This is a genomic window from Pedobacter psychrodurus (assembly GCF_004331735.1).
In the GTDB taxonomy this organism is placed as follows: domain Bacteria; phylum Bacteroidota; class Bacteroidia; order Sphingobacteriales; family Sphingobacteriaceae; genus Pedobacter; species Pedobacter psychrodurus.
On sequence record NZ_SJSO01000024.1, the window covers coordinates 47,017 to 69,065 of the forward strand.

At 39.4% G+C, this 22,049-nt stretch carries 13 protein-coding genes; all 13 read right to left on the bottom strand.

The annotated features are described in order from the left end of the window. Positions 1 to 9: 9 nt before the first annotated feature. A complete protein-coding gene (locus tag EZ456_RS21305; protein WP_131533667.1) occupies positions 10 to 1,713 on the bottom strand; it encodes an alkaline phosphatase family protein in 1,704 nt (567 codons plus the stop codon). Between the two features lie 30 nt (positions 1,714 to 1,743). Then, positions 1,744 to 3,363, bottom strand: a complete 1,620-nt coding sequence (locus tag EZ456_RS21310) for a DUF5008 domain-containing protein (RefSeq protein ID WP_131533669.1) — start codon at positions 3,361 to 3,363, stop codon at positions 1,744 to 1,746. Positions 3,364 to 3,394: 31 nt separating this feature from the next. Beyond that, positions 3,395 to 4,144, bottom strand: coding sequence for a hypothetical protein (locus tag EZ456_RS21315; protein WP_131533671.1), 750 nt, complete (start codon positions 4,142 to 4,144; stop codon positions 3,395 to 3,397). A gap of 24 nt (positions 4,145 to 4,168) precedes the next feature. Further along, entirely contained in the window at positions 4,169 to 5,692 is a 1,524-nt protein-coding gene (locus EZ456_RS21320; RefSeq protein ID WP_131533673.1) for a RagB/SusD family nutrient uptake outer membrane protein, read from the bottom strand. Between the two features lie 11 nt (positions 5,693 to 5,703). Then, on the bottom strand, positions 5,704 to 8,853 hold the full coding sequence (locus EZ456_RS21325) for a SusC/RagA family TonB-linked outer membrane protein (protein ID WP_225876591.1): 3,150 nt from the start codon (positions 8,851 to 8,853) through the stop codon (positions 5,704 to 5,706). A gap of 21 nt (positions 8,854 to 8,874) precedes the next feature. After that, positions 8,875 to 9,963, bottom strand: a complete 1,089-nt coding sequence (locus EZ456_RS21330) for a DUF5007 domain-containing protein (RefSeq protein ID WP_131533675.1) — start codon at positions 9,961 to 9,963, stop codon at positions 8,875 to 8,877. 37 nt (positions 9,964 to 10,000) lie between these two features. Next, on the bottom strand, positions 10,001 to 11,110 hold the full coding sequence (locus EZ456_RS21335) for a fasciclin domain-containing protein (RefSeq protein WP_131533677.1): 1,110 nt from the start codon (positions 11,108 to 11,110) through the stop codon (positions 10,001 to 10,003). A gap of 11 nt (positions 11,111 to 11,121) precedes the next feature. After that, a complete protein-coding gene (locus tag EZ456_RS21340; RefSeq protein WP_225876592.1) occupies positions 11,122 to 12,636 on the bottom strand; it encodes a RagB/SusD family nutrient uptake outer membrane protein in 1,515 nt (504 codons plus the stop codon). A 34-nt stretch (positions 12,637 to 12,670) separates the two neighbouring features. Further along, positions 12,671 to 15,685: a SusC/RagA family TonB-linked outer membrane protein gene (locus EZ456_RS21345; RefSeq protein WP_131533681.1), complete on the bottom strand. Its 3,015-nt coding sequence runs from the start codon at positions 15,683 to 15,685 to the stop codon at positions 12,671 to 12,673. A gap of 540 nt (positions 15,686 to 16,225) precedes the next feature. Then, a complete protein-coding gene (locus EZ456_RS21350; protein ID WP_131533684.1) occupies positions 16,226 to 17,761 on the bottom strand; it encodes a SulP family inorganic anion transporter in 1,536 nt (511 codons plus the stop codon). A gap of 741 nt (positions 17,762 to 18,502) precedes the next feature. Continuing rightward, complete coding sequence (locus tag EZ456_RS21355; protein ID WP_205945150.1) at positions 18,503 to 20,260, bottom strand: CocE/NonD family hydrolase; 1,758 nt, start codon at positions 20,258 to 20,260, stop codon at positions 18,503 to 18,505. Between the two features lie 17 nt (positions 20,261 to 20,277). Next, positions 20,278 to 20,970, bottom strand: a complete 693-nt coding sequence (locus EZ456_RS21360; RefSeq protein ID WP_131533686.1) for a LytR/AlgR family response regulator transcription factor — start codon at positions 20,968 to 20,970, stop codon at positions 20,278 to 20,280. Then, entirely contained in the window at positions 20,967 to 22,028 is a 1,062-nt protein-coding gene (locus EZ456_RS21365) for a sensor histidine kinase (RefSeq protein ID WP_131533688.1), read from the bottom strand. The genes EZ456_RS21360 and EZ456_RS21365 overlap by 4 nt, the downstream gene beginning before the upstream one ends. Positions 22,029 to 22,049 lie beyond the last annotated feature (21 nt).

A 22,049-nucleotide genomic window follows, 5' to 3' on the forward strand; every position in this document is an offset into this window, starting at 1 on the left:
TATTCTTGTTTATTGGTCTAACCAAACCCTACCATCAAGGGCCCATTGCTGGTTATTGGCAATTTTTAGCCAGTTAACCATTTGCGCTGGTATATCTGCTGTTTGGGGAACCAAAAGCGCTAAAGAGCTGGTTGAAGGTGGACAGATTAAATCGTTAAAATTTTCCCAAACGTATGGTCCCTGTAATTTAAAATCGCGGGCCTGTGAAGAAAGATCGATCATCTTATCGCCATTGCCATCGGTAGCTGGCCAGTAACCTACCAAAAAGTTGTAAGAAGGATGACTTTGATCGATGGATGTTTCGCAAGAATATTGCTCAATTACACCATCTGGTACAGCTAGTTTAAAGAAACGGATATCAGTTACATAATAATCAGGCTCTCCATGCCCCTGGCCATTTAAATAACCCAGTTTCAGTGCGTTTGCATTGGCTAAAGAACCCGATCCGGTGATTTCTAACTCGTTGTTAAATTTTCCGTTGGTATAGGTGCGGATAAACCTTTGGTTACCGCGTTGTTCTAATTTAACCGAAAGATTTTCCCATCTGCCCTGAACAATATCTGCGCCTCTACATTGACGATAATCGCCATCTTTTGTGCCTCTCCATTCGAAATACCAATAACGGTCTTCTAAATAAATAACCCAACCCACACCTGGGTGCCCGCTAGACCACTCGTTTCTTTTACCCAAAATACTAGGGTATGAGATCTGCTCTCTGTTCTTTTTAACTTTAAGCTCGATGGTCATTTTAGTGGTATCGTCTATATTGTAAACAGTTGCATCTTCACTGGCCACTTCTGCCCTAATGGCTGTACCGGTCATTTTTACGGTTTTGCCCAAATACCTGTTACCGGTAAAAGGCTTTACCAGAATCCGTTTATTATAAGCATCGCTATAGTAAATGATAAAAGCATTGTTTGCCGGTTTACTAAAAATGGTTTGATCATCGGTATTGGGCGGAAGTGTAAATGCACCGCCATCGCTCGAAGCGATAATAACCAGCCAATCTTCGTTAACATAATTAGGCCGTTTTTTTAATGCAGCCATAATCTCACCCACTCCAGTATCAAATTTTTCTATTGCCAATTTATAGTTCGGGGATGAATTGTCGTAACCATATTGGACACCAGCTTTATCCACATCGGTAAAATGGCCTAAAATTACTGAGGCCGTATCGGTGTTTAAATCGTTAATTACCGCAGCTTTAACCAGATCATCGCTGCTTACCAAAGTGCTGATATCTGCACCTGTTGTTAATGATTTAAAAACGGTAGATGAGGTATGTGCCACAATTTTGGTCTGCGGCCTGCTCTCTTTAATTCTTTTGAATATTACAGGGTAATTCTGCAGGTTGTTATTGGTCAGGTTATCATCATTTACCAGGTGTTTCGCCTTTTTCACCCCAGTTAACATGCTTGCCCAGTTACTGGCATTCTGCGTGGCATCGGGTTCGTTTAAGCTTACCCAGCTGTAAACTGAATGTGGTAAAAGCGCCGTAATATTTGGGATATTAGCAGCTGCTACCGATTGTCCCCTTGCTCCATCAACAACCAAGTATAAAATCTTACGACTTCCGTACCTTACTTTTGTGGTATCGGTACCGTCTTTATCTATAAGTTTTCTATCGAAATCTTTATTGCAGGAAAATATGGCTGTTGTAATTACTGTGGCCATTAAACCCAGCAGTAATTTATATTTTTTCGTCATGCTCATCTTAATTTATATTTAATTGGCTTCTGGTTATTATTCGATAGTTACCCTAACGATGTTATAGAAAGGTTGGTTATCAAAGCGGCTAAAACCTCCGATTAATAACAGTGCTTTTTTGCCATCTGCAGATTTCGTTTCAATCACATCAGAAAGGCCTCCTGAAAATGGTCCGGTAGCATTATATCCAGGGGCAAGCAACCCTGCTGGTGTAAGCACCATAAAACCGTTTCTGGTTACGTTATTATACTTTTTAAAACCACCACTTACTACGATTAATCCTCCCGAAATCTGGCGAGCAAAATAAGGGTAGCCGCCTTCAAAGAATTTAGCAGTAAAAGATTCATCCAGGCTGCCATCTTCATTAATTAGTGCCATCCCATTTACCGGTTTACCGTTGTATTTTGTAAAGGCGCCCGTAATCAAGTATTTCCTGGTGGTAGCATTATAGGTAAGTGATGTTATTCCATTATCTACGCCACTACCCGGGTTAAAGCTTGCATCTTTAGTGCCATTGGCATTTAACCTTAAAATACGTACTGCTGGTTGATCATCGAAGGTGCTGAAGTTTCCAAATACCATCAATTTTTCGAGGTTGGCTGCATCGGTATGCATATAGGTATCAATAGGGCCATTTGCACTCACATTACCTTTATTGGTTGCGGTATTAAAACGATAGGTCTTATCTAATGAACCATCTAAATTGAACCTTAAAATCTGGCGGATTTCGGTACTATCCAGAATTACGGTATCTCTGCTAAAGTCGTAATTGTCTTTATCGTAAGTTCTTTTTACGTAATACCTAAAGTTACCCGTGGCTAAAATTTTGCCTTGATGTGGGTAAATTCGATTAATGTATTCGTTGGTACCGCCGTTAAATTTAGGGAACCATTTTTGGGTAACCGTATCGGTTAAGGTTGGTTTACGCTTGGTTTGGATTTTAATGGTATCAATAGCCCCGTTTGGATACAAACTGGTTATATTACTGATATTTTCTGAACGCTGATTATAACCGCTAAATCCACCGGCGATGATAAAACGGCCACCAATTTCTATTACTCTTGATAGCGAGCCATTTGCGCCTCTACCCGTTCTAAAAGTACGGTCGTAATCGCCATCTAAAGAGGTTCTGGCAATTCTATTAATTGGTGTGATTAACCCTTTATTATCGTAGTTATTAAAACCACCAAGTACAAGTGCCCTTCCATCAAGCATTTCGTAAAACTGACTTACGTAGCCATTTGTGCCGGCTGTTGCCTTAAAAGTGATATCGTTTTTGATCAGACCTGACACAATAAACTGCGGACCTAAAATCAACTGATCGCCAATAGCGATTGAGGTGATTCCAGTACTTCCGGCTTCTGGAACCTTAACCACAATAGTAGATTCGGTAACGCTAAGCACTTCTGCTTTTTCGCCGTTAAACATAAACGTTAACTTATCTTTAAAGGGCAGTAAACCTTTTACCTGTACGGTTACGGTGGTACCTACAATCCCTTCTGATGGAACAGGCAATAAAGTTTGGCTAATGGTTATACCCAGTGGTGCTTTACCATCTGCATATGGATCTGCGCCCAATTCTTCTTCTTGCTTACATCCCTGTATAACTAAGGAGCATAGAAAAAATACGATTAGCATGTATTTTATTTTTTTCATGATTCTATTCTTTTAAATTATAACAGGCTAATTATTTATTACTTGGTGTTAACCCAGTGTTATATACATCATTAAAAAACTCATATAAATTGAAACCCAGGTATGCGCCCTGGTGCCTTAACGAGTGCACCATTCCGTTGGTTGGTTTAATATCAGATGATGCTACATAATTTGGGTACCAGTTATCGTTAGGTTTTGATACATCGGGGATATAAGAGAGCACAAGCTGCCTGTAACCAATATATTTAATTCCGTTGGCATCATAAAAAACTACCCCAATGTTGGCTACGTCGTTATTGTAATCGTAGTGCAGGGCGCCTGGATAAATACTTCTCAGGTTCAGATCTATCTGTGGATAATCTTTTAACATGTTTACCCCTTTAAACATATAACGTTGCAGGTATTTCCGCCAAATGGCCGGACTGATCTGATCGAGGGTTTTTACTGTATCTCTTCCCGATTCATAAAGTAATTGATTTAACGATTCGAACTTTGGATTTCTATCTCTTTCGTTGGTGTGAATATTGCCGATCGTTTTTCTCACTACGTCATCATCAAAAGCAAAAAAAGTGAAATTCTCTGAACTAAACTGTTGTTCTATACCGGCCAGTTTTACAATTTGGGCCACCGTATCAAAAGGAACTTTTTTGGCCTGTAGGTACTGCATCATATTCCCGTCAAACTCTGCCTTCGCCTTACCTCCATCTATATAATACTCATCACGCTTACAGGCATTTAAAACAAGTAAAAGTGCTGCACATGCAATAATTAGCTTTTTCATATCTTGTATAATTTCTATTTAAAATTAATTACCACCATTAACCCAATAATCGTTTAACCGCATAAATGGATTGTTATTTAAAGCATTTCCGCTTATTGGCCAGGTCCACGCGCCACGACTAAATTTATCTGACGTGAGTACGTTGTACGACCATTGGCTGCTTAAAATTCTCTTGGTGCGCACCAAATCGAAATAATGGTGTCCTTCCCCTATTAATTCTCTAGATCTTTCGTAAAAAATAAAATCCTTTAATGTAGAGCCTCCGCCACCAGCATATTTCGATGCCTGTGCTCTATCTCTTATCATATTTACCAGCTTAATGGCTTCGGTATCTTCTCCTAAATTGGCAAGCGCTTCTGCCGCCAGTAAAATTTCGCCACCATACCTAAAAATCATAAACGTATTATCAGGGTTGGCATCTTCTTCACCTGTAGAGAAAGAATTCTGCGCAAATTTTAACATCATAAATTTCCCGTTATCGGCAAAAATATCTTCGTTAAACCAGGTCGTAATTCTCTTATCGCTACCATCCAGAAAAATTTTCTGCATATACTCACCTCTGAAATAGGCAAAACTTACACGGTGGGTATATTCTGGTCTTTTATATGGATAATGCAAAAACATATCGGCAACCGGCGCTGTATTGGTATTTTGATCGCCATAGTTTATACTGCGGTAAAATTCGAATAAGCTCTCGTCTGATCTTCCTTTAATTACAGTAGCCCATTCTGTAATCGGCAATAATCTGTATGCGCCGCTGGCAATCATTTCGCGTCCCAAATCGGCAGTTTCCTGGTAGTACTTTTTCGAATTGTTCGCATCAAAACCTGCATTCCACATGTTCATTTCCATAATTAAGGCAATAATGCTTCCGCGGCTGGCCCTAACACCTTTTAAAGATGGATCGGTATAGGTCCAGGGAATTTGATTTTTATAGGTTTTAAGATCAGCTATACATTTGTTTAATACTGAAACAAAGTTTTCGCGTGGCAAAGCTGTAGAATGGAAGGCATCGGTATAATACACTACATCGCCATATAACCTTACCATGATAAAATAGCTTAGCGAACGGATAAACGCAGCTTCGGCTTTATACTGATTTTTCTGTAAATCGGATAATCCGGGCACACCTTCGTCCAGCTTCGCAATTAAAATGTTGGCGCCTTGTATGGCACGATAATAATCGGTCCAATCGGTAATTCTGTTGAAGTTGTAAAAATCCCATGGACGACCGCCTGCCAATAAACCTAAGAGGTTGTTTTTACCCAAAATTTCAACAAACTCGCGGGCTGGGGCTAAATCAGACTGGCTTTCGTATAATACTTCGCCAGAGCGGTACTCGCCTGTTGCTCCTATAAAATGCGTTTCGTTAAACTTACCGAAAACAATACGCGATAAATCGTAAATATTTGCTTCTACATCTTCTTTAGATTGAAAGAAGTTATTTCCTGATAACTTATCTAAAGGTTGGATATCCAGAAACTTTTTACAAGCAGGCAATGAAAACGATGCTGCTAAAATCAAAGAATAAATGATAAACTTTTTCATAATAATATCTATTAATTGCCTGTATTAAGTTCTAACTGTACACCAAGGTTATAAGTACGCGGAACAGGATATCCTGTAGAAATATCGCGCCCCAATGTGGTTACGTTTTCAGGATTTGGCCCGGTGTACTTAGAGAAAGTAATTAAGTTATCTGTAGAGGCATATACTCTTAAACTGCTCATTCCGAAACGGGCGATAAACTTTTTATCGAACATGTAGGAAAGAGTTACATTACTTACTTTTAAATAGGTTCCGCTTTCTTGCCAAAGTGTTTGATCGGCCCTTAGTGGTTGAATCTGATCAAATCTTTTGTAATCATACGGATAAGGGTATTTTGCAACATCACCAGGTTTCGTCCAGATATTAAGGTCGTTTAATGGCACCACCGATTGTAGTGAATAAGGATCGCGCATAATGGCTATTCTATCGGCCAGGGCATTATTCAAAATAGTTCTGTCGGCCGTATAAGTAGCATAAACATTTAAGCCCCATTTTTTATACCTGATGTTGGTAGAAAGACCGCCCGTAATTAAAGGCTGAGAATTACCCGTAACTTCATAATCGCGGCCATCTAAAATATAATCTCCGTTTACGTCTTTCATCATCGGATCACCGCCTAAGAAAAACTGTCCGTTAGATTGATACCTCTTACCCGTTACAGGGTCGGTTGGCACATCGGCATCGGTTTGATAAACGCCCTGGTTTATCCTTAAGTAGTTAGACAGTGTGTTTCTACCTACCCGGTAAACGTTGTGCTGCAGGTAACCAGAACCATCAAATTTAATGAACTGCCCATTATACTCTGCCGGAAGTTTTAACAGCACATCGCGGTTAAGTGCACCATTTACCGAAACAGAAACATCAAAATCCTTGCTCGCTATTGGTCTCACGGTAATCATGATCTCCGATCCATAATTGGCAATACCTAAATCGTTACTCGCCAGTTTATTAAATCCGGTAGTATTCGATAAAAGCCTATCGAATAACAAATTATCAACCTTTTTAAAATAAGTATCGAAGTTTACCGAGATTTTATCGTTAAATAACCCCAAATCGAAACCTAAATTGTACTGGCTTGTTGTGGTTGGTTTTAAGTTAGGGTTTGGAATAATATTATAATCGATTCCAATGGTTGGGTTGTTGTTAAAGTTATTGTTCAGGTTATAAATACCATAAATACTTTGGAGATTACCTGTTGGTACAATATTTTGCCCCCAGGTTAACCTCAAGCTACCATACGATAACCATTTCATATCGGCCAGCCAGTTCTCTTTGTTAAAATTCCATCTTAAACCAATGGAAGGGTTTTTAGAATATGGATTTTCCAATCCACTGGATGAGGTACCATCTAAACGGTAAGAAAATTCGGCTACATATTTTTTATCATAATCGTACGATACTGAACCTGCGAACGATGCGATGGTTGCGTTTCTGTAGTTAGACAATACACCTCCACCACGCGAGTAATAGGCATCGTAACCTAATGGTCCCTGTAACTGATCGTTAGGTGTTCTTTCCTGGCGGGTAACACCAGCCTGGGCACCTTGTTTGTAAATTTCGTTAAAGGTATTTACGAAAAGACTGTGTTTTTCGCCAAAGGTTTTGGCGTAGGTAATCCCATTTCTATTGTACAACTGGAAATTTCTGCCTACATAATCGTATACTTTAGCAAACTGGCCATTTGCCGCCGCTGGCGTAAAGGTAGATTCGGTATCGGAAGTATAATCGTAACTTAAAGTAGAAGATACGGCCAAACCAGGAATAAACTCGTAACGTGCTTCTACGTTAGTTCTTAAGTTTCTGGAGTTGTTATCGTTTAATGTTTGTAATGCCGATAAAACCCCTCCCGATGCCTGATAGAAAGATGGTGGTGGCAATAAGGTAGATACCTGACCGTTTGCAGCTACACCCGATTGTAATAAACCAACACCATTTCCTTTATTCTGCTTTCCTACCGAGCCGTTAATAAAACCAAAAAATCTAAACTTATCGTTTGGCTTAAACTCCATATTCATGTTGAGGTTGTAACGGTTATAGCCTGTGTTTTTTATTACTCCTTTTTCGGTGTAATAACCTAGATTGGCTTTATAGTTAAACCTAGGATCGCCACCATCTAAAGCCAGGTTATGACTTTGGTTATAGGTATTTTGGAAAAATACATCCTGCCAATCGGTAGAGTTGTTCCAGTATGCGTTTAAACTATCGGCAAGGAATGAAGTATTAGAAATTCTCCTGATATCATCAACATTGGACGCATTTAAAATAATCTGCTGGATTTTTAATGATCTTTCCGAATTACCGCCCAAAGTTTCGCGAAGTTTTGGTGGGGTTTTAACAAAGAAATTGGATACATATCTAATCCTTGGCACTTTAGAGTTACCTCTTTTGGTCGTGATAATAATTACCCCGTATGCCCCTCGCGAACCATACATGGAGGTTGCTTGCGCATCTTTTAAAATCTGGATGTTTTCGATATCTTCCTGAGGGATTAATGAAAGTGGACTCACACCCGGCCCTTGACTCTGAAAACCAAACTCCGCAGCTTTATCTGCATCTAACGGAACGCCATCAATTATATACAATGGTGAAGTTGGCTGTAAAAATGATTCGTTACCACTGCCCGAGATACTTAAACTTGATAATCCACGAACCTGCACCGAACCCCTAAAACCTGGCGCACCGGTATTGTTCTGAATGTTTAATCCTGGCACTTTACCCTGTAAAAGTTGCTCTACGTTAGAAACCGGTATATCCTGAACCTCTTTTGCCTGAATTAAAACTGATGATCCTGTAGTGGTTTGTTTAGACCTTTTCTGGTAAGCCACAATAACAATCTGATCCAGCTCTTTGCGGTCTTCAGAAATGGTTACAGTGATGTTATTTTGATTGGTAATTTTTACACGCTGTGTATTGTAACCAATAAATTTGAATATTAAGGTAGAACCCTCGGGTACGTTAACTGAAAATTTTCCGCTGCCGTTGGTTTGGGTTAAACCTTTATTGGTGCTCTCTAAAATAATAGATACACCCGGAACACCTTGTTTTGTTTCTTTATCAACAACGGTACCATTCACAAGGTTAAATTTCTCCTGCGAAAAAGCACTGGTGCCAAGCATTATACACACCACAAGTAATGTATAAAAAAGTATATTTCTTTTCATAATATTAGCTTTAAATATTGCCTATTCGCTGATAAATTTTGGATTATCTGTTTTGAAGTGAAATACAATTTCCCAATCTCCAGCCTGGTAAATGGCAAAATCGACCCCGAAGTTGGCAATGATACGCCCACCACCAAAAGAGCCTCTGGAGTAACTCAACTGTGCCTTTGCTCTCGAGCCTCCTGGCGCGTAAAAGGTTGGAATTTCTACCAATGGAATTGGATAGGCTACATCGTACTGCACATACTTATCCGTTTTCTGCATGTTAAAACCATGTATCATTTTATCCCAAACGGTTTCGTTAAAAGACGATGGATTAATTTCAACCCCATCTTTATTTAATACTTTAATGCGGAGCGAATGTCCATTCCCACCTGTAAACGGACGGATATATACCACTACATCTTTTTGATCGTTGTTACTGATCAGATTTTTGTTGCTTGTAGCGCCAATTACATTGTTTAGGTATGGACGGATGTAATCTCTCAGATTTTTATCTAAAGGAAATTTAGGATCGGGAGCAGGCAAACCGGTGTAAGCATTAAAATCGTTAGAAGGTTCGTAAGGTCTTTCTCTAAAAGGTCTGATCTGTAAATCTCTGATCAAACGTTCTCCACCGGTATTTTTAATCTTCACATCAAAAAAGCGGGTATCCTGAGAGAAGTTTGTACTATCAATTGGTCTTGGTTTGATTAACTGGTTGGTAGATGAGCCCCAAAGTATAAACTCTCCTGAAGAACGTACCTCAAACAAAGGGTGCACTTCTATCTTTCTTTTAGCCTCTATTTCTGCCAGGCTTTTTTCTAACCCGGTATATGGAGCAATGAACACGTAAGTGGGTACTTTCTGAAAAATATCGGTAACCGGTTTACCATCGCCAAAGCGTGCATTTACAATTTCGAAGGTAATAGGCTGGGTAGAATTATCGCCATTAAAACCTCCCATTAGGTTGGTTCTGCCAATAATCGGTTCAAATACTTTATTACTAAAGTTTACATTATTACTCAGGTAATCTTTTTCTTCAGGCAGATCGTATAGTTTTTTGCATCCGCTAAAAGCAATTAATGCAAACAAAACCACAACCATTTCTATTTTTACGATTGACTTCATAAGTTTCGTTATTTTATTTTTTCTATGTCCCATCACCCTAGTTCGATTTGTTTATAGTCCATTCTGCAAGCTGGAAGGTACCACCACTTCTTAGCTCCGTAATATTTATGCGGTAGTATAGGTACGCAGTGGTATTGGTACATCTAAAAACTTTTTGCTGATACCTTTCTTCGAAAAAGAAATTAGTCACCCGGTGTAACTCGGTCCAGTTAACACCATCCTGCGAGCCTTCATAAGTCCAGGCTTTTGGATCTCTTTCTACCGCATCGTTTGCCGAAATTAAAGTGTAAACCGACGATACTTCCGGCGTTTTAAGTTTAAACTGCATGGTTAAAAATCCTTGCAGATCGCATAAAAACTTAGTATGATCGTCCCCATCGATAACTTTTTTAGAGTTTTCTCCACTGGTTGGTCCACCGCCATTTTCGCGGTTAGCAGAGAAAGTACCACCTACTGTAACCATTAAGTTTGGCGGAGGCGGAATAAAAGTTAAGCGGGTAACAAAACCATCGAAACCGAAAATATGATCGGGACTAATTACATGCACAATACCATTTTTGGTTTTGATATTGTTTGATGCAGTTGTACTTGTAGACCAGTTTCTGATAAATTTGCTCTTTTTGGTATTGCTAAACTGAATCACTTCCGGACCGGCTCCCACCTCGCCCGAGGCAGAGCCTCTCACCGATTTGGCATGCATGGGATAAGCTACCTTAGCACTGGTTAAATTAAGTCCATCCTGCAGTTTTAAAGAATCAGAAGGTTTTACGCCCCTAATAATATAATAAGAAACCATGGTATCCAACTGGATTCCATCAATATTCGATAGAAATAGCGGGTCTTTATCCGATTGCTTTCTTAAAGTATTTAAGTTCCTTAATGCCAGCTGAAAACTAGGGTTGGTTACCGCAAAAAGCGTTACATTACTATCGGTAAGGGTTTTCTTTAAGCCCATTCTATCAACCGCTACAATTAACGAGTCGTATACCCCTGGCTTGCTTTTTAAATATTCGTATATGTTACCATTATATGGTACGGCGGTATCTTCTACATCGTAGTAACCCCCATTCTTTTTACAAGCCGAATAAATGATGGTGAATAACAAGAGTATTGTTAGCACACCAATATATTTTATAAAATTTTTCATATCAATATTATTTAGCGCCAGTAAGGGTTCTGAGTTAATAAACTGTTTTGAGAGATCAGCCTGCGCGATATTGGCCAGTAGATCCCGCCCGAATTGATGAGGTTCATAAACTTGGCATCGTTCTGTTTAATTTTATTGTATCTAATTAAGTCGTACCACCTATGGCCTTCTCCCAATAGTTCGCGGTGTCTTTCTTCGAATATAATTTTGATAATATCATCTTTACTGAAATCGAATTTTATTTCAGTATCAACAGGTAAACGCCTGCTCATTACCTGCTTCAACTCATCAGTCGCTCCTTGCTGATCACCTAAAACGGATAGTGCTTCGGCCCTTAACAATACAATATCTTCTAACCGGGTAAAGATTAAGGCACTGGTAAAATACCTGAAGTTTGGATCGGTACCGCCGCCCTGAATAACCTTTATTTTACTGAATATTGGATATTTACCATTTAAATTGATGAAATACCTGTCGAATTTCGATTGGCCCAACGTATCAATTGAGAATCTTTCGTCTTTCGCCAGATTGAAATATTTTAAGATCGAATCTTTTGGCAGATAGATATCAGGAACCGATTTGGTAATAACTGGCTCTGCAAGGGTCAATTCTTCAATATGCCCGGTTGATGAACCATCGATATGCCCATAATCTGAATTAAAACCAAACATTTGTCGGGTATTTTTATTGTAGAAAAACCCGTTTGAGTTGCTTAAATCGGTAGTTGAGGTAAAACCACCACCGCTTCGGCCATAGTTATCTTCAACAAATTTGGTGTATTTGGCAACACTGGCATAATCTGCATTCCAGGCGGCAACGTGCGATAGTACTGCGTAAGCCGTAACTTTAGTAGCCAAAGCGCCTCCCCATCTTCCTCCATTTTCATTATAATAATCGCCCGGCTGCTGAATATCGTTTCCACTATAAATAAATGGCAGATCGGCCGCGGCCCTTAACATTTCAGATTCCACCCAGGCTAAAACCTTAGCTTGTTTTTCTCTGGGTTTATTTTCGAAAGCTCCTTCGTTTGAAGAGATGATAAAAGGAATATCGCCCCAGATACGTACCATGTAGAAATAAGCAAACGCCCTTAAAAACCTGGCTTGGGCAATATCTACCGTCATGTTATTATCCGAGTAGCGTTTATCCGTTGCTTTAACGTGTGCAATATTTTCCAGAAAAACATTAGCACCATTAACAATGGCATAAAACCGGGTCCAATCAGAAAGCGATTCTACCACAGGATAAGATGCATTTAAATTGTTGCTGATAACCGCTTTTAAATCCTGTCTTTTCGGACTTGTAAATTCGCCTGGTCTTACATCGCCATAAATCCAGTGGCTGTTGTTGTCAGAAAGTGCAGCTCTGGTTAACGCATAAACCCCCAGAATTCCGGCGCGGGCATCCTCTACCGTATTCCACATATTTTTTTCGCCTACCACCCTACTCGAGTCGGTTTCTAATGCTTTATTACAGCTGGTTAAAGCCATTACAGCAAGCAGAAATGCGTATAATATATTTTTCATCGTTATTGATGTATTTTTAGTAGCTATTTCCATATTATAATTCCATTTTAACTCCTAAAGTGTATGTTCTTGGTATGGGTTGACCATAGCCGGTATCGATGCCGTCATAGCTTACCAATTCCGGATCTTGCCCAGTATATGGCGTGATGACAAATACATTGCTTACCGTACCGTAAACAAAGAATTTATTAATCTTTATATTTCTCTTTTTCAACAGGTTACCTAGCTCATAACCTACTGATACCGATCTTAATTTCAAGAATGAGGCATTTTCTAAGAAAAGATCCTGATCTAAACGGTAAGGAATAACGGTACTCCAAGGATTGTATAGCGGATATTTGCTATAATCGCCACGTTTTTCCCAAAAAGTAATTTCTTTCACCGAGCTTACATCGGTATTACCTTCGCGGTTAACAAAATCAAAACGGCTAGCCATTTCCTGGTTAATCAGCTTCCTGCCCAGATTGAAGTATAAATTGGTGCTCAGGCTCCAGTTGCCATAGGTAAAAGCGTTATCAAAACCACCCGAAAGCGTTGGCAATGAGTGCCCTTTTAATACTTTGTCTTTTTCATCAATTACATTATCTCCATTTTGGTCTTTCCATCTCGGATCGCCGGCTTTTAATGCCTGTCCATTATACTTTAATGGCTGACCATTTACTTCCGGAACTTGTGCAGTAGAAGTATAGATGCCCTCATTTTCTAACAACCAATATTGATCTACCGGTTCTCCAACTCTTAATAACCTGTTTCCGATTATAATTTCATTTAAGCCTCTTGGCAGTGCTTTTAAGGTGTTGCTATTGTGGTTAAAATTCAATGAAGAATTCCATGAGAATTTATTTTTAGCCATTACCAATGCGTGGATGGATAAATCCACGCCTGTATTGCTCACATCCATGCCGCTTTCTATTGATTGTTTGTAACCATATTCTGCATACGATGGAATACCGATCAACTGGTTTTGATCAGCCTTGGTGTAAAAATCGACTGAAACATGCAGGCGGTTTTTTAGCATGGCTACATCAGCCCCGATATTTAACTGATCTGAATAGGCCCATGGCACGCCATAACCCACCCAGCCAAACGAATATGGCCTGGTAAGTACACCGAAGGCATTGTATCCCGGCACGGTTAAATTGCCTGTGTAACCAACTGAAGCGGTATATTGCGGCCCCTGGGCATAATTATCGTAGGTAAACGTTCTGCCTAAACGGCCAACGCTTGCCCTTAAAACTAAATCATCAACCAATCTGGTATCCTTTAACCATTCGTTTTTAACATTCCATGCTGCAGCGATTACCGGAGAATAAAACCAGCGTTTGGTTGGTTGTGCGTTAGATGATCCATCTAAACGTAATGTTCCGGATACGAAATACTTATCATTATACGAATAGTTTACTTTACCATAAAATGATAACAGGTTATCTGCTGTTTTATCTAAAAAGCGATAGGTAAGTTCTCTGGGAAATGCTTTTGGTACCAGGTAATTAGGATTATCACCCCCGTTTGGTAATTTTGGATCAGAATCCAATAAGTTAATTTTAATATAATCATTGGCACCTTTATACGCATAAGCATAGTTGTACTTATAAATATCCCACATCATCGATTGGCCTAGCTCTACATGGAAATCATGTGCGGTATTAAGCTTGAAATCGTAAGATGCTTTATTATCAATCATTAACCGTTGGTTAAAGCCATAATAGTTTGAGGCATAGCTATTGCCCTGCAATAAGGTTCTGGCATAAAATATATCCCTGTAACCTTCATTATAATCTACATTAAAAGCCGATGATAATTTAACCTTGCCCAGTGTAGCCACTAATTTGGCATACCCCTGGATCAGGTTGGTTTTATTATCATCAAAACCTTTGCTGTATTCATTTAAATAACTGGCATAATAATCTTTATTGGGCGCAGGTGGCGCACTCAAATCAGGAAAGTAATTAATCTGTGCAAACCTATCTCTAAGTGTTCTGTTTCTATCACGGTTTAATCGGTTACCGTTAATCATGGCAGAAAAAAGCAACCATTTAACCGGACGCATGTTGATATTGAACATGGCGCTGTAACGGTCTAAACCCGTACCATCGGCAACACTCTGACTTTTTGCATTACCTAACGAAAATCTAAAATTCGCACGGTCTGACCCACCTGTCAGGCCAAAATTTATACCGTATATCAATGCGTTTTTATAATATAAATCGGTCCAGTTAGATTTACCACTGTATACATTATTAAGCGAATCGCTTAAATAAACAGGATATTCTTCATCATCAGAATACCTGCCATTGGTTGTATAAATATCATAGAACCTTTGTCTGAATTCATTTTCATATTTACCATTAATGGTATTAACCGTTGGCTTTTGCACCATACCGATATATGAATTAAAGCTAATACTCCTCGAATTGCCCGAAGCCGCTTTTGAGGTTAACACAATAACACCGTTTACTCCCCTGGGGCCATAAATGGATGATCCTGCCAAATCACTCAATACCTCTACAGATGCAATGTTATTGATATCGATTCCGGCAAGAAGGTTAGTTGCCGGACCAATTCTGTTAAAATCGTACTGTTGAATATCGAAGGCAAATGGATGCTCTCCGATTAAGGGAATTCCATCCAATACCACTAATGGCTGTACGGCATATAAATCCTTTTTTGACAGTAGTGGCATAGCTGCACCCCTAATGATCATATTCTGGATAGAGCCAGGTTCGCCAGATGGTTCTTGTACATATAAGCCCGCATAATTTCCTTTTAGGTTTTGCTGTAAGGAAATAGCAGGAAACAGAGAAAGATCTTTAACATCTTTCCGCACACCTCCAGACAATTTATTGTAAATTGTTTTGAGTTTAATTTGTTCCAAGCTGTCTTTCCTTAAAGAGTCTTTTGGCGATACATACTTAATTTTAGTTGTATCCTGCAGAACAAAAAGATTGGTAGTTAGGCCTTTATGAAGTTTTTTGCCCGCCGAAAAAACAGGTAAAACGTTTAATGTAAACGCGGCAAAAAAAACAAGGCACGCCCATAAGTATCGCATAGTTAATGGATCTTTAATTGGTAAAAAAAATGATTTCTAAAACTTATTTTTTCGGAAACGGCATGATATGTCCTAGGTTAAAAAGACAGGTACTTCGGTAGTAATAGTTAGGGGTTCTCATAAAATTTAGTATTTGGTTAATTCAAATATATACTATACTAAAACGTTTTAATAACAAATTGTCATTTTTATGAAATTTTTATAAAAAAGCGCAATAATATTTAATTCTATTAAAATAATTGTCAGCCAGACAGGTAAAAAAATAAATATTATCAGAATACCCTAAAAAATTAACATCCTATAAAACAGTATGTAAGGATGTTTTTAGCCAGTAATTACAATAAATAGAACAATTTTATGTTGCTATTTTCTTAAAATACTTAAACGTTTTAGTAAAAACATGGAATTTGGAGAAAGCAGTAAAATTAAACTGCCAATAATTGTTTTGGGATGAGGATAGCTATTGCCGTATTTTACTCTACAAGACTAGCTTCATTATAAGTGTGGCTTACACCATAAAAAACGAAAGGTTAAATTAATTTATTTTTCGGTAGCCACCCGATAGGTAGGATCTTCTATAATGTTTACTTCTATAATCTGATCTGCATTTTTCAGCAAGCGCTTACAGTCGTCGCTCAGGTGCTTTAATTGGAGTTTCTTATCAATCGAACGGTAGCGTTCGGTTAGTTTATTCAGCGCATCAATGCCCGACATATCAAAAACCCGGCTGTGCTTAAAATCAATTATGATATGTTGCGGATCTTGGGCTACATCAAACAGCTCATTAAAATTAGCAATCGATCCAAAAAACAGGGGGCCGAATATTTCATAGGTTTTTACACCACTGGCATCGATATATTTAGTGGCACGTATCCGTTTAGAACTTTCCCAGGCGAAAACAAGCGCCGAAATAATTACACCTATTAATACAGCAAGGGCCAGGTTATGCAGCCAAACTGTAATTACAGCCACCAGAATACCAATGATAATATCCTGCGCAGGCATTTTATTAATCACTTTAAAGCTCATCCATTCAAAAGTACCAATGGCTACCATCATCATTACACCAACCAGCGCTGCCATGGGTACACGATCTATTACCGGAGCACCTACCAAAATAATAACCAATATAGTTAGGGCAGCAATAATACCCGATAATCTAGCCCTGGCACCTGCCGAAAGGTTAACCAGTGTTTGGGCAATCATTGGGCAACCACCCATGCCCGTAAAAAAGCCGTTTGCAATATTGGCAATTCCTTGAGCAATACTCTCTCTGTTCCTATCGCCTTTGGTTTCTGTAATTTCATCAACCAGATTTAAGGTAAGCAGGCCTTCGGTTAAGCCCACACCTGCCATAATAAGTGCATAAGGAAAAATGATCTTTAGCATATCCAGATTCAGCGGCACTTTCGGAATATGGAATGGAGGGAAACCCCCATTAACTGAAGCAATATTCTTAACCAGTTTGGTATCGATTCCAAAACATAAAACGATAAGAAAAACCACAATAATAGCCACCAGTGAGGATGGAATGGCTTTGGTTATTTTAGGAAGAATCATCACTATGGCAACCGTAACCAATACCAAAGCCAACATGATATATAAAGGTGTGCCGCTCAACCACACTATCCTGCCATTAACAAGAGTTTTGAACTGCTCCAGCTGTGACATAAAAATAATAACCGCCAAACCGTTAACGAAGCCGAACATTACGGGCTGTGGAACAAGCCTGACAAACTTACCCAGTTTAAACAGCCCCACCACAATCTGGATTACCCCGGCTAAAGCTACTGCGGCAAAAACATACTCTATGCCCTGGGTTTTCATTAAAGCGATAAGTACAATTACTGTTGCACCTGCCCCACCAGAAACCAAACCTGGCCTACCGCCTAAAACGGCCGTAACCAAACCCATAATAAAGGCTGCGTATAAACCTGTTAAAGGAGGGAAACCCGCAAGGATAGCAAATGATAATGATTCCGGGATCATGGTCATGGCCACCGTTAAACCTGCAAGAATTTCAGTTTTATAATTTATTTTCTTAGAAAAATCGAAAAGTTGCAGGTAGGGTTTCATCAGCTAAATTATTTGCAGCTGCAAATATCTAAATTAAGAGAACATTAGTGCTAAAATAAATATCAGCGCTGAATAAGTTCAGTATCAGCGGAGCAAATAAATATTTATAATGGATTGTAAATCCGTAGTGATTAGGAGACTGTATCATAAATATAGAATTGTCATCCTGAGGATTAATTTATTGTATAAAAATCAATATTAATGACATATATAATTGATTATTTTTTACCCTACAGCTCATGCTTTCCTCGGCTCACCGCCGCCTATTGGCTCTTTCTTTTTGGTGTCAAAAAGAAACAAAAAACACCGGCTGAAAATTTTTCTTTCGAAGCTAGTAGGTTGGCTTGGGCAGTGCAGCCCGAAAAATTTGTTAGGCCGGATTTAAGTAGAACGGGGATACGGTGCTACGGCCTAGTTGGACGGAAATACGCAATCGACATAAACCACTCATATTTAAATGATTATAAAATAACGTCAATGGTAGAGGTTAGAATTTTTCAAATACATCGGAGTGTTGATGACAGATTCGTAACTTTATCAAGCCTTCTGCTGCTTGTTGAGTAAGCACGTAATATACTTATTATCAATAATTTACAAAAACTTTCATTGATAGTGCAGTCGAAGGACCTGTTTAGATATCTAGAAAGACGTTTCGACAAGCTCTCCGTAGGAGTCCTTTGGACAACGTGACAAATTCGAATGGAATTACAAATATGATACAGCCTCCAACAAGCGCTAATATTATTTAAACAAACTTTTCCCAGCTTCCGAAAAACCTAAGTCGATAAAACTTCTGGTCGACCATTTAATCTTAAGCGGAATACCCGCATCTCCTATGGTTTCTTTACTCACATCCTTACCTGTACCATAATTGATCTGCGCAAAAGGATTTTTATCAATATTGAGTACCAGAAGTAATCTACTACCTTTTTGCAGCTGCCTGCTGAATACCCTTGATCGGTAAAAAGGCATGGTTTCTAATTTGCCAGGCTTAAGCAATTTCCTTTTGCTCATATCGTATGCATAGCTAGCTCTTCCTAAATAATAAGAAAGCTGAAAATATTCTCCAGAGGGGGTAACCTCATACAGAACCAAGCCTACATCCATATCCTTTTTATTGATAATGGCGCTAAGTTCTCCCTGTAGCGCACCTGACACTGAAACGGCCTGATTAAACGGCTTCGTGATAAAGAAAAGTCCATTGGATTTGTCGATTTCTTTTTTGATGATCGGATCAGGGTAATAATCGTTGTAGAATGTGGCTCTGTCTGCCAAATCAACCTGCTGATGCATAAAAACTTGTTTAGCTGGCTTTTGCTCAGACAGTAACATCGTTCCGTTTATACTATCCAGATAAAACCGCACATAGTGATCTTCCATCTGTGCCAGTGCAGGAGCATGCTTCCATTTATTTGCACCCATTACCTCAAAATTGATCTTATCTTTTAGCAGTGCTGGTTTATTTCCGCCTTTAAGGATATAATCGAGCCATTGGAAAGTGATTTCGCGGGTATTGATCAGTGCAATTGAATCCACTTCATAGTCCCTCAGCTTGGCAACACCACCTACCTGTGATCCAAAATGATCGTAAGGGCCTATAATTAAATAATGTTCGGCCGAGGAATTATACTTATAATGTTCGCGGAGGTATTCTAATGCCGAAACCTGCCCATCGTCGTAATAGCCGGTAATACTGAGCACTGGAATATTGATGTATTTAAAATCCTTGCCATAAGGCACCATCGACTGCCAGTAAGCGTCATAATCGGGGTGACTAAGCCATTTCTGTAACAGTGGATTTGGTGTACCATCAATGCTATCGATCTTGTTATAAGCGGCCCCGCTTTCCCACCAATTAAACTTCATGCTACGCCAGCGAGCATTGTCGTTATTTACCGCATCATCGGTATATTTATTGTTGGTAATATAAAAAGCCCATTGGTAATTGGCGGTTATAAAAACATTATTTTCCATGGGCAAGCCAAGCCCTGGAATAGCGGCAACATAGGGCACAATAGTTTTAAGTGCTGGATGCAGGTGTTTAGCCGCTGCCCATTGTGCAAAACCCGAATAACTACCCCCATACATCCCTACCCTGCCATCGCTCCACGATTGTTTGATAATCCAATCGATAACTGCGTTTATATCCTGTGCTTCATGCTCGTAAGGCGCTGGCTTATCAGGGCTCAGTCGTTTTCCTCTCGCATCGGCCACAATGCCTATGTAGCCGTGATCGGCAGCGTATTTGGCTTCCATCAGGCTTTTGTTGGTATTGGAATAGATAAAATAAAAGAGTGCGGCAGGTAATTTCTCCTGTACACCTTTTTTCCTCACCACCACAGCCGATAAAGTGATGCCGTATTTGGTTTTAATCATCACACTATCGTTGATGATGTAATTGACGGCATCGGGTAAGGTTAGTTTTTGCTGTGCAAAGGTTTCCATGCCCGTTGCGAGGCATAGCACAGCCACACCCAGTTTTACTAAGTTTATTTTCATGATCAAAAAATTATAATTTATGTTTTAATGAGGCTCCTTAATTTAACAGCCTGCCTTTCTGATATTCTGATTAAGTTTCCCGTTTTAAGTTCTACAAACATCCCCTCATCATCTTTTTTTACCGAACTGATGTAGTCGAGATTAAATAATACACTTCTGCTGGCCCTAAAAAATCTTTCACAATCGGGGTTTTCTTCGATTTTGTTTAAGGATGTTTTGAGCAATACCTGCTCTTGCCCGAAAAAGAGCCGAGCGTAATTCTCTACCGACTCGATCAGGTGCACATCTTTCCATTTAATGAGGTGGTGTGTGCTCCTATCCTTTACAAAAATAGCTGCGCCATCATTCGCACCAATCTTTTCTATGGCTTTATCCATTGCACTTTTAAAGCGTTCTTCCCGTACCGGCTTCATCAGGTAATCCATGGCGCTTATTTCAAAAGCCTGTATCGCATAGCTATCGAAAGCGGTCACAAAAATCACCTGTGGCACATGCGCCAAATTTTCTAACAGATCAAAACCTGAACGACCAGGCATCTGTATATCCAAAAAAATCAGGTCGGGTTTTAAAAGGCCGATAAGCTGTTCGGCTTCATCAGCATTGGCAGCCTCGCCCAATATGGTAACCTGTGGGTAGCTTTTCAGCATCCTGGCCAGTTCTTGCCTTGCGCCACGTTCATCGTCAACAATCAGTGTCCTAATATTTCTCATCTGATTGGGATTTTAATTTCGGCGCAAACCTTTTGCTCCATTTCATACAGGTTAAAAGATGCATGGTGCTGGTAACTAAGGCCGAGCCGTTCTTTCAGGTTCTGAAGCCCTATGCCTGCCACCGTTTTATCCTGTTTCAACTTGCCAGGGTTCAAAACACGGATGCTTATAAATCCATTCTGCTCATTAACGATTACTTCAATCTTTCCACCCTGCTTTTCTAATGAAATTCCATGTTTTACCGCATTTTCGACCAATGTTTGAATGCATAGGCGTGGCACCATTAGCCCAGAGCGCGAAATATCGATGTCCAACTCGTATTGTAATCTTTCTTCCATCCTCAAACCTTCCAGCTCCAGGTAATCTCTCACGAGGTCTATTTCTTCATTTAACCTGATCAGCATAGCACTGCCTTTATACAATCCACTGCGCAACAGCTCGCCTAGTAGATCGATTGCCCTACCTGCATTATCAGGACGGGTGTACACCAAAGATTTTATGTTATTGAGTGCATTAAATAAAAAATGAGGATTTAACTGAGCAGAAAGATTATCCAGTTGCGATTGTTTAAAGCTAAGCGCTAATCTGGTATTTTCTACCGATAAGCGGATTTCTCTTTTTGCATAGTGGTAAAGGTGGTAGGCCAAAAGCCATATGGCAATTAAGCGGATACCGGCAACAAAAATACCCGCTGCATTTAAACTAAAAAAATCAGCAAACGACTGTAGTGGATGGCTTAGAAACAGCAACCTTACCAGGTACAACTTACTAATGGTAACTACGGTATAAAAAATACCCATCACCGGAATAACAATCAACATCCGCCAGATCAGTTTCTCGAGCGCCAGGTCTTGCCAACGGTTTTTATTCGCAAAATTATGGTACAAATGGGTAATCAAAATGTACATTGCCACATCCGAAATAAACTGTACAACAGCGATATCGAACCTGAAACTACCCGCGGCAGACCAACCTTGAAATGTCCAATACAAAGCAGCCACTGACCAACCGATTAGCTGACATTTCCAATAAAGCGACATATAGGGTTTCTTTTCCAAAATTTTTCTGTTCCAAACAAA

Excerpts from the sequence above, each read along its gene's own strand:
- EZ456_RS21305 (WP_131533667.1), bottom strand. The coding sequence starts at position 1,713 with ATGAGCATGACGAAAAAATATAAATTACTGCTGGGTTTAATGGCCACA.
- EZ456_RS21310 (WP_131533669.1), bottom strand. The coding sequence starts at position 3,363 with ATGAAAAAAATAAAATACATGCTAATCGTATTTTTTCTATGCTCCTTA.
- EZ456_RS21315 (WP_131533671.1), bottom strand. The coding sequence starts at position 4,144 with ATGAAAAAGCTAATTATTGCATGTGCAGCACTTTTACTTGTTTTAAAT.
- EZ456_RS21320 (WP_131533673.1), bottom strand. The coding sequence starts at position 5,692 with ATGAAAAAGTTTATCATTTATTCTTTGATTTTAGCAGCATCGTTTTCA.
- EZ456_RS21325 (WP_225876591.1), bottom strand. The coding sequence starts at position 8,853 with ATGAAAAGAAATATACTTTTTTATACATTACTTGTGGTGTGTATAATG.
- EZ456_RS21330 (WP_131533675.1), bottom strand. The coding sequence starts at position 9,963 with ATGAAGTCAATCGTAAAAATAGAAATGGTTGTGGTTTTGTTTGCATTA.
- EZ456_RS21335 (WP_131533677.1), bottom strand. The coding sequence starts at position 11,110 with ATGAAAAATTTTATAAAATATATTGGTGTGCTAACAATACTCTTGTTA.
- EZ456_RS21340 (WP_225876592.1), bottom strand. The coding sequence starts at position 12,636 with ATGAAAAATATATTATACGCATTTCTGCTTGCTGTAATGGCTTTAACC.
- EZ456_RS21345 (WP_131533681.1), bottom strand. The coding sequence starts at position 15,685 with ATGCGATACTTATGGGCGTGCCTTGTTTTTTTTGCCGCGTTTACATTA.
- EZ456_RS21350 (WP_131533684.1), bottom strand. The coding sequence starts at position 17,761 with ATGAAACCCTACCTGCAACTTTTCGATTTTTCTAAGAAAATAAATTAT.
- EZ456_RS21355 (WP_205945150.1), bottom strand. The coding sequence starts at position 20,260 with ATGAAAATAAACTTAGTAAAACTGGGTGTGGCTGTGCTATGCCTCGCA.
- EZ456_RS21360 (WP_131533686.1), bottom strand. The coding sequence starts at position 20,970 with ATGAGAAATATTAGGACACTGATTGTTGACGATGAACGTGGCGCAAGG.